This window comes from Steroidobacter sp. (genome assembly GCF_016790065.1).
Lineage (GTDB): Bacteria > Pseudomonadota > Gammaproteobacteria > Steroidobacterales > Steroidobacteraceae > Steroidobacter.
Genome location: NZ_JAEUPY010000584.1, coordinates 1 through 13,047 on the forward strand (window position 1 = coordinate 1; position 13,047 = coordinate 13,047).

The window sequence follows — 13,047 nt, forward strand, 5'->3', positions numbered from 1 at the left end:
ATCGACTTGGCAAGCCCCTGGTGGTCTTGCAGGTAACGACGACTCGCCCCGGCACGCTCTCACAATGGAACCCCATGGTGCGCCACCTCTGGAACAGCGTTCGCTATCTTAGCGCCGCCGCAGTGACCGCGGCGAATCGGGCCAAGCCTTCGGCTCGGAAGATACGGGCAAAGCGACTGGTGTCGCGATGACGAGCCGACGGTTGCGATGGTCGGACGCTGGCACAGGCAGATCTGTCGCGATCCAGCGCAGCATGGCTCACGTTCTGCACCTTTCGTTCCGGCGTGTTCCGGAACTCGGCTTAGTGGTGTACCTACCTGAGTCGTGGCCTTGCCGGCTCGATAGAACGAGGGGGCGACGGATCTTCCTTGTCGAAATGCCCCGTGAGTCGTTGCTGAGCTGGGCCCTCGGATTAAATTATCCCTGTGTCTCGGAAGATCACTTCGAACGCTATGCGCGCGGTTGCCTGCAGATGGCATTGGACTCGTACAACGATCGCTCGGCGTCTGAGATCGTGCCCAAGCGCTACGATGTGCTCTGCGGATACGAAGTATCGGGCACGATGGAATCGAGGGGCGCGCCCATGGACGTGCGAGTGTGTGTCGGGCATGTGCTCGGCTATCCACCCATCGTGTTGCAGGCAACCGCACCGGTGGGAGAGCTTGCTTCGTGGGCGCCGGTAGTCACAACCCTTTGGAACAATGTGTATTACCTCGATGCGAACGCGGCACCGAGACATTGACAGCACCCGTTAGGCAGCAGAGTTGTTAAGGATGGGCCGACCTTGGAAATCGTTGAGGCATTGAAGATCATCAGCTCATTGGCAAAGGGCAAGCATCCGGACACCAACGAACCGGTTCCGCCGGGCTCGTTGTTTGAATCGCCGAATGTCATTCGAGCGCTCTACACCGCCGCGTCTGCGTTGGAGATCCTGAAGCGGCGCCGAAACCGGCAACCGGCGGCGAATGCGGGCCAGCCGTGGTCAGACGAGGAAGATTCGCGACTGGTGACCCAATACAAGGGCGGCGTCACCGATCTTGGCGAGCTCGCCCGCTTGCACGAGCGATCCGAGGCGAGCATCGAGTCGCGCTTGATTCGTCACGAGCTGCTCGAGCCGCGACAGTCGATGGTCACCGCACGAGGACGCCGGCGAGCATCGGATCGCGCGACCGCAAGATCGGATCAAAACGTTGGCAAGGCGGCGGAGGATCGACGAACGACCGACTGAACAAGGTCCCGTGAGGCCACGGGACGTCGAATTGAGGCTTGGTGCGTAAGCGAGTGAGGAGCGGCAGCGCCGCTCCCCACTCAACCGGCACGTATCGGTGGTGACACACCGGCACGCGCCTGACCCACACCCTGACTAGGAGGATGTATGGCTGCCCGTCAGTTTACCGGGTTTGTGCCACTGTTGGTGTGCGCGCGGCTGTCCGCGCGGACAGGCCTGCGCGCGCTCGTCGCGCGCCCGGCCCTCTGAACGAGGTCGGTCGCAGTCGCGCCCGAAGGACAGAACAGCTGTCCTTCCAGCGGACTGTCCGAGGGTCCCGTGCCCCGCACACCGCCAACCTCGCTCAATGAGCAGGTCAAGCGCGCTTTTTCGCGCGCACTGATGTTCCAGATCCGGGGTCGCGGATCGCTACGGCGACGCGACCTCATCGAGTCCGGCCGCCTCAGCCGTTCACATCTTCAGGTGTTGCTGACGGCGCAGCGGGGCATCTCCTTGCCCAAGTTCATCGATGTGGCCGAGGGCCTGGACATGTCCTCGCTCGAACTGCTCTACGAGACCTTGCTGCATCTGGAGCGGCTGCGAAGGGCGGACGGTGACCGCAGTCCCAAGCTGCCGGTGCCACCCAGCGCGGAGACAACGATGAGGGCCGTGTGCTTGCACCTGAAGGATGCCCTCCAGGAGTATGCGGCCCAGCGCAAACAGGCGGTGGAACTCGGCAACGAAGAACGGGAACGCGCGGCATTCGCTATCGAAACTTATCGGATGGGGCTCTCCAAAGCGCTTACGCTCATCGCTGTTGTGCTGCACGTCCCGCGGCCGGATTGCGTCCTAGACCTGGATACCGACGACGACGGACATCGGCCGGTGTGATCTCTAACTCTCAACAGACTTCGACGTCCCTCGGCGACGCCTGGCTGAAAACACAACAGCGATTCGTGATCCGACTCATCGACGATCTCGAACGAAGTAACGATCGAGCTTGAAGGTTTCAGAGATGGCATCAGACGGCAGATGACGCCCTCGACGACAGCGCAAGGATCGAGAGGAACTCGCCCGAACGATCGAATCTCCCTCATCTCTTGCCCAGCGACTGGCTTCCAGAATAGACAGGCTCGGGCTGTTTTCGGGTATGTCAACGCGGTGTTCGAAGACGGAACCGAGGACGTGCTATCAGGCGCTGTCGACTGGGCTCCGGGCGATGAAGTAGACGGAAAAGATCAGGTCGGTTTCTGATGTCCTGTTTGACGAGGACGAATAACGGGGGGTCGGAATGACGGGATGTATCTGCTCGCGGTGGATTGTCGAACGACGCGTTGTACGAATACGCTGTATCACGGGCCTTCCAGTACGCCCTGGCGGGCAATGACTAGCCGAGATCAGGCGCATGATCTCGGGCCCGATTCGATATCCGCGAGGCCCTCTGTCATGAAAACGGCTCACCTGCTGGACGCTCTAACGATGTGCATCCTCAATCTGTTTGCCGCTGGCGTACTCACTACGTTGCACGTCGTCAACGCGCTCTACGACTGGCCGAACGCGTTCGTGACGGTCGCCGCGCCGCTTGCCGCCGCCGTATTCTTCATCATCGCCGCCGTGTGGCGGCTCGAATTCAGCCGGCGTGCCGGTTACCTTCAAGAACACGGTCAAGGGGCGCGGCCACGGCTGAGCCGCCGACTGGCATTCCGCCGCCCCTTGGCGCTGCGTTCCCTCTGATGGGCCACACGGCAGGTGACGTTCGTCTTCGAACGCCTCTCCCGGGTCCAAAGGAACGTAGGCTGAACCCGCTGCACCGGGTTCGCCGCCAAGACGCGTCGGCGTCGCGTGTGGCTGCACCTGCCCGCTGATGCGCAACTCAAGTCGCGGTGGATGCCGAAAGGCATTCTCCGCCAGTGAGTAAACGAAATGCGCCTGCTCGCCGACCCTCACGGGCAGTGGCTGTTGCGGTGAGCGCCGAGCACGAAACCACACCGCCTCCACGTCGACACCCTCGCGACGCAGCTCCAGCCGAAGATGCGTTCCGTCGCCCAGCTCGCGCAAGCCGACCACCTGGAACGCACCGTCAAAGCTGGCGGCTTCAAACCCCCTGCCCGTCGGCTCCAGGATCTTGAGTTCCTCGAGGAGCGTCAGTGTGATCTGGCGCGGGCTCAACTCCCCGTCCGACCAGCGCCAGGGCATGAGTGGCTCTCCGGCGACGGCCTCCGCCGTCGCGCGCTCAAATAGCGTGGCAAACAACGGGAAGTCCTGCGCGCGAATTTGCGCACCGGCCGCGGCCTTGTGCCCACCGAAGCGCTGGATCAATCCAGGCGCTTGCGCGTCGACGCTGAGCAGGACCTGCTTGACGTTGATCCCCTCCACGGTGCGCGCACTGCCGGTAAGCATTCCCCGCTCCGCCGCGTGCGGTGAGAACAGAAACACGGGCCGACCGAAAGCCTCGACCAACCGCGAGCTGCAGATCCCCTGCACGCCTGGATGACCGTCGGGCAAGGCAAGTGTAATGGCATGGCGTCCCTGCCGCGACAACTGCGCGGCGCGCGGTAAAAGCTCCTCGATCATCTGCCGCTCGATCTGTTTGCGCGCTTGATTCTCAGCATCCAGAACGCGCAGTCGCGCGTGTGCACTCGGGAGATCCCGCGCCAGCAGGAAATATAGGGCCGCGAACGGGTCGGCCAAGCGCGTGCGAGCGTTGATCCGGGGGGCGACGCCGAACGCGATCGACTCAGCGGTGAACTCAGAGATCTTCATCAGCTGCGCCATCGCTTCCCAGCAGGGTTGGTCTCTCGTATTCATGCGCGCCAAGCCCGCGTTCACCACGGCACGATTGTTCACACTCGCCATCGACACGCAATCCGCCACCGTGGAGCAGGCGACCCAGTCCATCAACGAGGTGAGCGAGGCCTGCAGAGCCGGCTCATGGCCTGCGTCGATGAGGATCCTTTGCGCAGCGCGTAGCAGATACCACACCACCATGCCGCCGGCGATGGCCTTGTCGCGGAAGCCGCAGTCGCTACGTTGTGGATTCACGCAGGCATGAGCGGATCGCGGCGGGCCCTCAGGCGGCAGTTCATGGTGATCCGTGACGATGACATCGATGCCCGCTTGCAACAGTTGCGCGATCCGCGCCTCATCGCTCGAACCGCAGTCCGCCGTCACCAACACCGCAGGCTTGTCCTGAAGCACGCGCGCCGCCAGCGATTGAGTGATGCCATAGCCCTCCGCCAGTCGATGACCGATATAACTGCGCAAGCGCTGCGGTGGATGTCCGAACATCGTCACCACGGCCCGTCGAAACGCGGCATGTCCGCCCAACCCGTCCATGTCGTAATCCGTGGCGATGCCAATGACGTCTCGACTCAGAATGGCGTCGGCCAGTCGCTGCGCAGCTCGGTCCATATCCGCGAGCCGCTGCTCATCCTCCAGATCGTCGAGCGACGGCAGTAGCGGATGTAACACGCCACGCATGCACACCAACCGGCGACCCGCCAGCACGCGGGCGAGTACCGGTGAGTGGTTCAACTCCAGCGCGAGCTGCTCGATGCGCGGATCGACATCGCGTCGTCTCACACTCGGAAGTATCAGCGGAGTCTCAATGGCTGAACTCATCGGTCTGCCTCAAAAAAAACTTCATTTCACGCTAGCGCACCTCGCGGCAACTGCAAGAGGGTTTGATTCAATTTGTTTCCTCCAAATGAGGCCAAACTCCACGCTGCATCGTTCGTTCGCATCGGCCGACTCGTAGTTGACAGTCGAAGTTGGACGGCGTAAAAAAACACGCACGAGACTTCTCCCGCGCGGCACATCTGCTGGGTCTCGCGAGCACACTGCTCGGCGCATCAGATCTCACATCGACGTTTTTTTGCAGCTCGTGCGCGTATGCGCACTCGACGCTGACCTGTCGTTGTAGGTCACGAAATCACGTGGATGCCCTGGGCATCTGACGCTGGTCCTCTCCACCAGAACGAACGGAGACTGATCAGGTGGCGGGTGTGAACCCGTATCCACCCTCGTGACACGCCTGCACGAGTAGGGCATCGCACGCCCACGTTCGGGGCACAGGCACCCCAGGCCGCACGGCACGCCGCACCCCCTGCACGGCTGCCGCTTGGACTGGACTGCGAGGGGACTCGCAGTCTTTTCCGGCAAGACACCCTTTCACCCTTCGAGGGTGTCGGCGTCCTCCCTCACGGGAGGCGTTTCAAGCGACCGTGCGTGTGGTTGTTTGAAACGCCTCCTGTCCCTCCGGCTGATCACATTCGTTCTCTCGACCTCGTCCTGACGTGACCCTCCGAGTGTCCATGCGCGCATCGATGCGCCCATCCCACTCCCATCGATTCTCCGGGCTTCCGAATCAACACCGTTGCCGTGCCATGACGACGTGCTTCGCACGTGGACCTTGGACTGTTCGGCGATCCCCCACCGCGCAGCGAAGAAAACCGTGGCCGCTGGACCACGATAAATATTCAGCCGGTATCCGGTGCATGCGATTGCACTGACACGCTCCCGCTGCGTTCGACGCACCTGAGCCATTTCGTTGTCTAGCTATCACAGGAGGATCGTGTGAGCTCCACATTGATCTCGCACTCTCATTTGCCCACAGGGTCGCCTGAACCGCCGATCAATGCACGCGCCGGCCGCGCAAGCCGGTGGTTCGAGCGACGATGGGTTCACTATCGGGACGCCAGCATGGAACTGGTGTTGGTCCCCGGCGGACGCCTGCGCCGCTTTGTTGAATTGCATTCTGAAAAGTTGCGCGTCGTTCTGGGCCAGCCCGAACGTCGCGAGATTGAACCGCTGCTTGCCGAGCAGGAACATTTCCATCTACGCACAAGCGAGCTGTGGGCGCTGGCAGATCGTCAGGCGAGAGACTCCCTGCGTCTGCTCTACACGTGTCTGGCCGAGAAGAACAAGGCATTGAAGCCTGCTGCCCAGACCTCCCATCCAACACCGGCGCCCGCGCTGGGACACGTGCTGGCCCCCCAGCCCATCGAAGCGTCCGCTCGAGGCCAACTGCTGTTCGCAGGTGCCACGCACGATGGGCGCTTCTGCGTGGAGCTGCTGGAGGACAACCGTCGCGTCCGCTCGATCGTTGGCCTCGACCTTGCGCGCGCGCTCGAAGTTGCACAGGTGAAGTCGGGTGACATGATCCTGATCGAGCGCGATGGCCGTCACGAGATTGCCATTCATGAGGAACGTTCCGGCTCACACGGCGAAGGACGCCGGACGCTGCGACGTGCTCGCGAAACATTCCGGATTACGAACGAGAGCCCGCCCGAGGTGACCTCGGACGCGGCACGTCCACTTCGCTCGTCGCACTCCACATCGAGTGCCGCGTAGCGTTTATCGGAGACCTGCTATGGCAGAAAAGATTGTAACGCTGATAAGCGATCGCGGCGCCGAGGTGCTCTACAAGCGCTATGGCGCCCGCATTCCCCTCTTCCTTGCGGAGTATCCCCCCAAGGACGGTTACCGGGTGGTGATCGAGATGACGGATCTGCTGTCGTTGCAAAAGGGCCGCATGGCGCTCCTGCGTGAAGCGATCAACGCAGGCAAGAAGCCGTGCGATGTGGGGTTGCCTGGCATCGAGAACGACGTAAACACGCTCGTCTGCACGGCCAGGCTCCTCGACCCGCAGGAACGCGTGATTCGCAGCGCCTCCGCATCGATGAAGATCGAAGAACACAAGGACTTGGAGGCCCTTGAAACGGCCGCCAACCAGCGGCTGCTTGCGGCACTGGATTTTGGCGGTGAGATGCTCGACGAAGATGAGGATCGCGACCTTGCCGCACAAGGACTGAGTCGGACAGCACAGCCGCAGACCCGCACGACGCTCGCAAGCTCAACGCCCGACACCTTCGAGCAAACGGACGGTACCGACCTCACCTCGGAAACGACCAAGAACCAGGATGAAAACGACAACAAGATATCGGCCGCCGAGCGTCGCATGATCGAGAACCTGGCTCGGCGCGTCAATCAGCCCGTGCCCCCGCTGCAAACCCGAGCGGATGTGAAAAAGGCCCGCCAGGCGCTAAACGCGCTGGCGCGCCAGCAACGCCACGGTGCTTCCGCCGAAGCGCATTGAAGGTCTGATTCTCCAGGGGCGCCGCGAGCCGCGGCGCCCCTGTCTAGATGACCCACGTTTCCTCCCAGCGTCCTGCGCCACCGAATCAATCGCCTCGACCTCGCTGTCGAAGCTCGCTGATCTCACCTCAGCCCGCCCCCGTGCCGTCCAACTGGACTCACCTTTGGACAGCACCTGCCCCGAAGGAGAGCCGTTTCCAATGAAACAGACTCCGCCCATTCACCTGGGTGCCACGCAAGTACCGCCGCTGACAGGTTTGTGCCCGACCGAACTGCGTGTGCTCCGCCAAGTGAGCGACTACCAAGCGGAGCGCGAAGTCGTCGGCTCCACGTTGTTGGATGCGCCCGTGGTCGGCCGGCAGGCGCATCTGTGGACGCTGTCGGATGGCGAGCACCTGCTCCTGCTCATGCAGTCGCAACGCTTCTGCTACTGGCTAGCCAGCCGAGCTCCCGTCGAGCAGCTGCGCGAGCGAGCCATCGACTGGCTCACCGAGCCCGACGTGGAGGTGACCCTGCGACAGCAGCATCGATGCCCGCGCCGTTAGATCTGCGGCCTCTGCGAGATCGCCACGGCGCCTCATTATCACAGGCCCGGTGATTGCTTGTACGCGTCCGCGTCGACGCACGGCAGGTCGCTGGGCTATCACCCGATGGAGATCACGAATGTGCAAATACGTTTGCGTTCCAGCCTCATTGCGATGGCAGACAACTGCCGACACATGCTCCTGTACGAGTACATCCTCAAAATCCAGTCCCTGGCCACCGCCGCGAATTTGGCCTTTGGTCGGTGTGTGGACATTGCGACCCGCGAATATCTTCGCTCGCTGACGTTAGGAACGCCGCTTCCCGATCCGGTAAGCACGTTCCAGGCGCTGTGGGCTCAGGAGACGAGTGAAAACATCCTCGTCTTCACGGCCACCCAAAGCCCGGACGTGTTCGAGCGGATGGGCACGGATCTACTTCGCGACCTGCCCGAACGCTGGGATGCGACCGGCTACGAAGTCGCCTTGGATGCTGACGGCAATCCCTTGCTCGATGTATCCCTCTCTTACTATCTGGGCAGGTTCACGAACATCGATGTCTTTCTGGATGGAACGCTCGATGTCATCGTCTACACGGATGACAGCGAACTGGCGGTGGTCGATGTGAAATCCGCCGCGGCCAGCCATACACCGCTTTACACGCTGCGCTCGGACCAACTCACCTCCTACCAGGTGCTGGTACAAGGCAATCGTCGCAAACTGGGACTGCCGCCGCTGCGGCGTCTGGGCTTCTGGGATTTCCTGAAGCGCCGTGCCAGTGCGAGGATCGAACCGCCACTGCTCGTTCCGGTGAGAAGCGCCCAGGAGCTACTGGCCTTTCGCGACAAGTGCTTCTGGTTGGCTGAAGACATCAAGCGCCGTCGCTTTCCCAAAGTGTCGCGCATGCAGTTCAACACGCCCTGCGAGATGTGCGCCTTCGCGCAGCATTGCATTTATGGCGACGATGAGGGGCTTGTGTTTCCGGCAAGCTCCTCCCAGCAAACCGCCTAGTCGGCCGTCGTCCCTTCGGACTTGGCCGCGTGGCGCCATCTCGACCGGGCTCCATCATAGGACCTGAGTCAATGCATACCTTCTGCCCTGAGGGTCAGGCGCAGATGGACTTTTTTGGCGTATCGCCCCCTCCCGCCCCCGACGATATCGAATCGATCAGCGACGACGCGCTTGATCCGCTCGAGGATTTGGCCGTCGATGATATCGATTTGATCGATGGGGACGATGCCGAGGAGGATGCGCCGAAAGCCACTGCCCGTAGGGACGTTCCCGAGGGAACGGCCCCGCCCCAAATCGCACTCGGCTTGGAGTCACTGCCGCTCAACCACTATGAGTGGAGTGACGAAGAGTGTTGTCATTTCTTGGACGCCATGCTGGTGAACCAGCTGCGTCTGCTCAACGACGAACGCACGACGCCTGAGTTACGCGCTGATCTCATCGCGTGGATCGCGGCGCCCAAACGATCCCTTTCGGAGCTCAAAAAGGCTCCCTGCTCGTTTCAGGCCTGCTGTGCGGCGGCCGGCGTGGACTTCGAGGAAATGCGTGAACGCACCCTCGCCATGTTCGCACCGGAGCTCATCGACCAGCTGGACTGAAACATTTCTAGTCAACGACCCCGCCGTCGAGCGCTTACCTGTTCTCCCGACGAGGGCCGGCGAGCGCTTTTTTCGGGCGGTCCTCTCAAAGGAACCATTCCTATGAAGCCCGACACGAGCAAGTACCACACCGTTCAAAAGAGCTACAGCCTGGCTGCGGCCTTTGGACCGGAGTTCCCCGACAACAAACATGTCACGGGATTTGAGCCGAGCAATTGCCGGTTCGTCCCGCGGCCCGATGCGTACTTTCGGTGGGATCGCACACTGCTGCGCGATCTCATCATCTGGTGGGAGGAAGGCCGCACCTCCGATGCCGCCTTGCTCTTCGGACCGACCGGCTCGGGTAAATCCTCCGGCATTCGCAACTTCTGTGCCGCTCTCCACATCCCGATGTACGGCAAGACGTTGCATCAGTCCGTCGAGTTCGAGGAGCTGGTCTCGGTCGTGGATCTGAATGATTTTTCCACAGTCACGTCCTATTCCTATTTGCCGCTTGCGATGGGAGCCGAAGGCTGGCCAGGCATCTTCGTGGCCAACGAGCTTGACCGCGCCGATCCCGGCACCATCATTGGCTTGAATGAAGTGTTGGAGGGTCAACCGCTCATGGTGCATCTGGGAGGACTGGAGCCCGTGGATCCCGCGCCCCAATTTCGCATCGTGGCGACCGGCAACAGCGCCTTGTGCGGCGATACGGTCGGTTCGTATGTCAGCGTGCGTGAGCAGGACATGGCATTGGCCGACCGCTACTGGACGTACTATGTGCCCTATCCCGAGCCCGCGTTCGAAGAGCACATCCTGGCCGCGGCGGCTCCGAAGTTACCTCCGCTGCTTCGAACGAAGATGATTGAAGTCGCAAACGATATCCGTGCGGCCTTCATGGGCGAATCCGCCTCCGCCGGTGCACTACCGCTCACGATGTCGACGCGTTCACTGGTTCGGTGGGCACGGATGACTTATTACTTCCGTGGCGCGGAGAGCGCCTCGGTGAATGTCGTGGGTTACGCGCTGGATCGGGCGTTGCTTCATCGGGCCAAGGGCAAGCCGGAGGTCCGCAAGGCCGTTTTGAAGATCGTCAAAGGACGAATGGGCGATTCGGTGGGAGCGCTCGAATGAGCGAACCGCATCACCACGATCTGTATCGGTGTACGGTGCACGGCGGATCCAAGGACTGGGCGATCGCTGTCACACCGGAAGGAGATATCAGCATCCTCAACTGTGCGACGGGCCATGTCGTGCGTCGAACGAATGTTCCTCGCGGCAAGTTCAAGTGCGCCAATGCGACCGCTGAGATGGCCGGCCGAGTCCAGGAGAAACTCCAGAAAGGGTATGAATACCTGGGCTCGACCACCGTGGAATCGAACCGGCTGAAACTATCTCCCACCACGGCCCCGGCCGCCTCGGCGGTTGAGGAACTCTGGGAGATCGTTCGGCCCCTGAGCCCTGAAGCTGTCGAAGAGAAGTTGTCCTGGGCGGCGACTCAACTGTGGGGTCACGTCGCACCGGATGTGGTCGAGTATGACCACGACCTGGTGGTCCTGCGGACGGCCACGCACGCACAAGGCGTCAAACATGGGTGGGCGTTGGGGTATAGCGATGAGGGCGGCATTCAGCCGACCGGTCGCGGCGGTGGACGCATCTTGCTCCGGCAGGGGCTCTTACCGCGCTTGATCCTGCTCTTTATGTGGCGGTCGTTCCCGGACGCCATTTGGCTCAGCGACGGCGTTCACGGGATGCGTACTCCCCAGATCGCCAAGGACGATGATTTCATCGGCAAAGGTCTGTTCGACTACGAGCGTGTCCTGGCGCTCGGTGAGCGACTGGGCCTCTGCTTGGGAAAGATCAATCTGCTGCAATCCACCGAGGAAGGCCGCAGCGCCTTCTGGCTATAGCAACGATGGAGGCTTGTCCGAGCGAAAGCTCGGACAAGCACTTCGACCTCGAGCCGTTTCAGCCATTGCTGGGCATGCGTGTTCGAGCGCGAGGCCAAGCGTTTGAACACGCGCTGGCTCCCGTGCACTTGCTACTCACATCAACATCGTCAATGCGCCCCCGCGAACCGCCGACGAGCACCGCTTCCCTCAATTCCTCCCACGCCGCGGGCATTGAGGCAAGCGCAGCTGCTGGGCTTACGCATTCGCGCGTGAGTTGAACCCGCTGGTCAACGCAAACCAGCCCGATCCAGGTGCCAGACGCGGACGTCGTCAGCGCCACCCTTCCGGCCCAAAGCCGCGTGTTCTCGCTCGCCGTAGCGGCGCCGCGACCTCACGTTCTGACCGGCCGCCCCCTATCAAAGGAGATTCTGCATGACGAAGCTCATCGTCTTGGAGAAAACTGTTTGTGTCATGTTACGTGTCTCGCGTTGGACCGGCCGCAGCCGACTGCGCGTCGACGATCTCGGCGATGCGGCCTCGAAGCTTCCGCCGGAGGAGCTCGCGTCCCTGGGAAGCCTGAAGCTCTGCGACCCGAAGCGGCTGCGGCGCGTTGCCGCCATTCAACGTGCCGCCGAACGCGACTGCGCCGATGTGTGTGTCCGATTCTTAGGCGGCTACGCCACCGATGAATCGGCCGTCCCGAGGCTGGCGGAGAAGCTCTCGAAGCATCAATCGAACTTCCAGAGCGAAGCCGAAGCGATCTCGACCAACCTGCAATCGGTGGTGGATGATTGGACCGCCCGGCATCCAAGGTACAAGAGCATCATCGATGAGAAGGTGCCCGACGGCACCAATGTGCTCCGGCGCTACCGATTCATCTATCAAGCGTTTCGAGTGGGCCCGGCAAGCGACAACCCGATCGACCCGACGAACGGCGGTCTCATGGAAGCCGCCAACGGCCTCGCCGGACAGCTGTTCAAGGAGATCAATTGCAAAGCTCGGCAAGCCTGGAAAGCTTCGTACGAGGGCAAGGTGTCGGTGAGCCAAAAGGCCCTGCGACCGCTCAAGTCCATCGTCAAAAAGCTCGAGGCACTGAGCTACCTGGATCAGCGCTGCCAACCGATCATCCATCAGTTTCATCGCGTCCTGCGATCGTTGCCCAGGCACGGTCCGATCGAGGACTTGCATCTGTCGGCGGTCATCGGCCTGTTCACGTTGGTGCAGTCCGGTGACACCTTAGTTTCTCACGGCGCCGCGCTGTTACAAAACCAAGCATCAGCGCCCGCGCCGTTGGAACTGTTTCCGGAGGATGACGACACCGACGGGAATGTCTCCACCGATGGCGATACGCCAGAAGACGACGGCGTTGATAACGACACCGTCGAAGAACCGCGACCGCCCGCCCCGCTACCACCGGCCCATCAGCCTGACGGAATCTGGTTTTGAAGGAGCAGCACGAATGAATACGACCACAGCTAGCACCGCTGGCCTCTTTCGGGCCCGTCAGCAACGCACCCTCGTGGGTGCGTTGCCGTTCGTCGCCCGCGCGATCGGCCGACGCATGAACATCGAGATCCGCATCGGCGGCCAGCAAGCGCACACGGATCGTCGCAGCTACATCCAGTTGCCGACGCTCCCGTTCGAGGATCCCGAGGTAGAAACATTGGCCTTCGGCTATCTCGAGCACGAAGCGGCCCACATCCGATACACACAGGACCTCGAGATCGACACGCCCGTCCTGCATC

Annotated in this window: 12 protein-coding genes and 1 pseudogene; 12 read left to right on the plus strand and 1 reads right to left on the minus strand. The window is 61.9% G+C overall.

Annotated elements, in window-relative coordinates:
* The first annotated feature begins 376 nt into the window (after positions 1-376).
* The 3 genes from JNL55_RS24205 (at position 377) to JNL55_RS24215 (ending at position 2,098) form a co-directional block, all read left to right on the plus strand.
* Positions 377-742 carry a hypothetical protein gene (locus tag JNL55_RS24205; protein WP_293860242.1) on the plus strand — a complete coding sequence of 122 codons (366 nt, stop codon included), beginning with the start codon at positions 377-379 and terminating at the stop codon, positions 740-742.
* A gap of 42 nt (positions 743-784) precedes the next feature.
* Entirely contained in the window at positions 785-1,228 is a 444-nt protein-coding gene (locus JNL55_RS24210) for a hypothetical protein (protein WP_293860245.1), read from the plus strand.
* Between the two features lie 318 nt (positions 1,229-1,546).
* Complete coding sequence (locus tag JNL55_RS24215) at positions 1,547-2,098, plus strand: hypothetical protein (protein ID WP_293860248.1); 552 nt, start codon at positions 1,547-1,549, stop codon at positions 2,096-2,098.
* A gap of 582 nt (positions 2,099-2,680) precedes the next feature.
* Here JNL55_RS24215 and JNL55_RS24220 read toward each other — a convergent pair.
* A complete protein-coding gene (locus tag JNL55_RS24220; protein ID WP_293860251.1) occupies positions 2,681-4,828 on the minus strand; it encodes a single-stranded-DNA-specific exonuclease RecJ in 2,148 nt (715 codons plus the stop codon).
* 1,080 nt (positions 4,829-5,908) lie between these two features.
* Between JNL55_RS24220 and JNL55_RS24225 the strand changes: the two genes are divergently transcribed.
* From JNL55_RS24225 to JNL55_RS24265, 9 genes and pseudogenes are all read left to right on the plus strand, one after another.
* Positions 5,909-6,559, plus strand: coding sequence for a hypothetical protein (locus tag JNL55_RS24225; protein ID WP_293860254.1), 651 nt, complete (start codon positions 5,909-5,911; stop codon positions 6,557-6,559).
* A 19-nt stretch (positions 6,560-6,578) separates the two neighbouring features.
* The gene (locus JNL55_RS24230; protein WP_293860257.1) at positions 6,579-7,304 is read left to right on the plus strand and encodes a hypothetical protein; all 726 of its coding nucleotides are present in this window, start codon (positions 6,579-6,581) and stop codon (positions 7,302-7,304) included.
* Between the two features lie 199 nt (positions 7,305-7,503).
* A complete protein-coding gene (locus tag JNL55_RS24235; RefSeq protein WP_293860260.1) occupies positions 7,504-7,848 on the plus strand; it encodes a hypothetical protein in 345 nt (114 codons plus the stop codon).
* A gap of 105 nt (positions 7,849-7,953) precedes the next feature.
* Entirely contained in the window at positions 7,954-8,835 is an 882-nt protein-coding gene (locus JNL55_RS24240) for a PD-(D/E)XK nuclease family protein (protein ID WP_293860263.1), read from the plus strand.
* A 71-nt stretch (positions 8,836-8,906) separates the two neighbouring features.
* The gene (locus JNL55_RS24245) at positions 8,907-9,431 is read left to right on the plus strand and encodes a hypothetical protein (RefSeq protein ID WP_293860265.1); all 525 of its coding nucleotides are present in this window, start codon (positions 8,907-8,909) and stop codon (positions 9,429-9,431) included.
* 102 nt (positions 9,432-9,533) lie between these two features.
* Positions 9,534-10,544: an AAA family ATPase gene (locus tag JNL55_RS24250; RefSeq protein WP_293860267.1), complete on the plus strand. Its 1,011-nt coding sequence runs from the start codon at positions 9,534-9,536 to the stop codon at positions 10,542-10,544.
* Entirely contained in the window at positions 10,541-11,320 is a 780-nt protein-coding gene (locus tag JNL55_RS24255; RefSeq protein ID WP_293860269.1) for a hypothetical protein, read from the plus strand. Before JNL55_RS24250 ends, JNL55_RS24255 begins: the two co-directional genes overlap by 4 nt.
* A 414-nt stretch (positions 11,321-11,734) precedes the next feature.
* Positions 11,735-12,748: a DUF3150 domain-containing protein gene (locus tag JNL55_RS24260; protein WP_293860271.1), complete on the plus strand. Its 1,014-nt coding sequence runs from the start codon at positions 11,735-11,737 to the stop codon at positions 12,746-12,748.
* Positions 12,749-12,761: 13 nt separating this feature from the next.
* A pseudogene (locus tag JNL55_RS24265) lies at positions 12,762-13,047 on the plus strand (hypothetical protein); the annotation flags it as partial.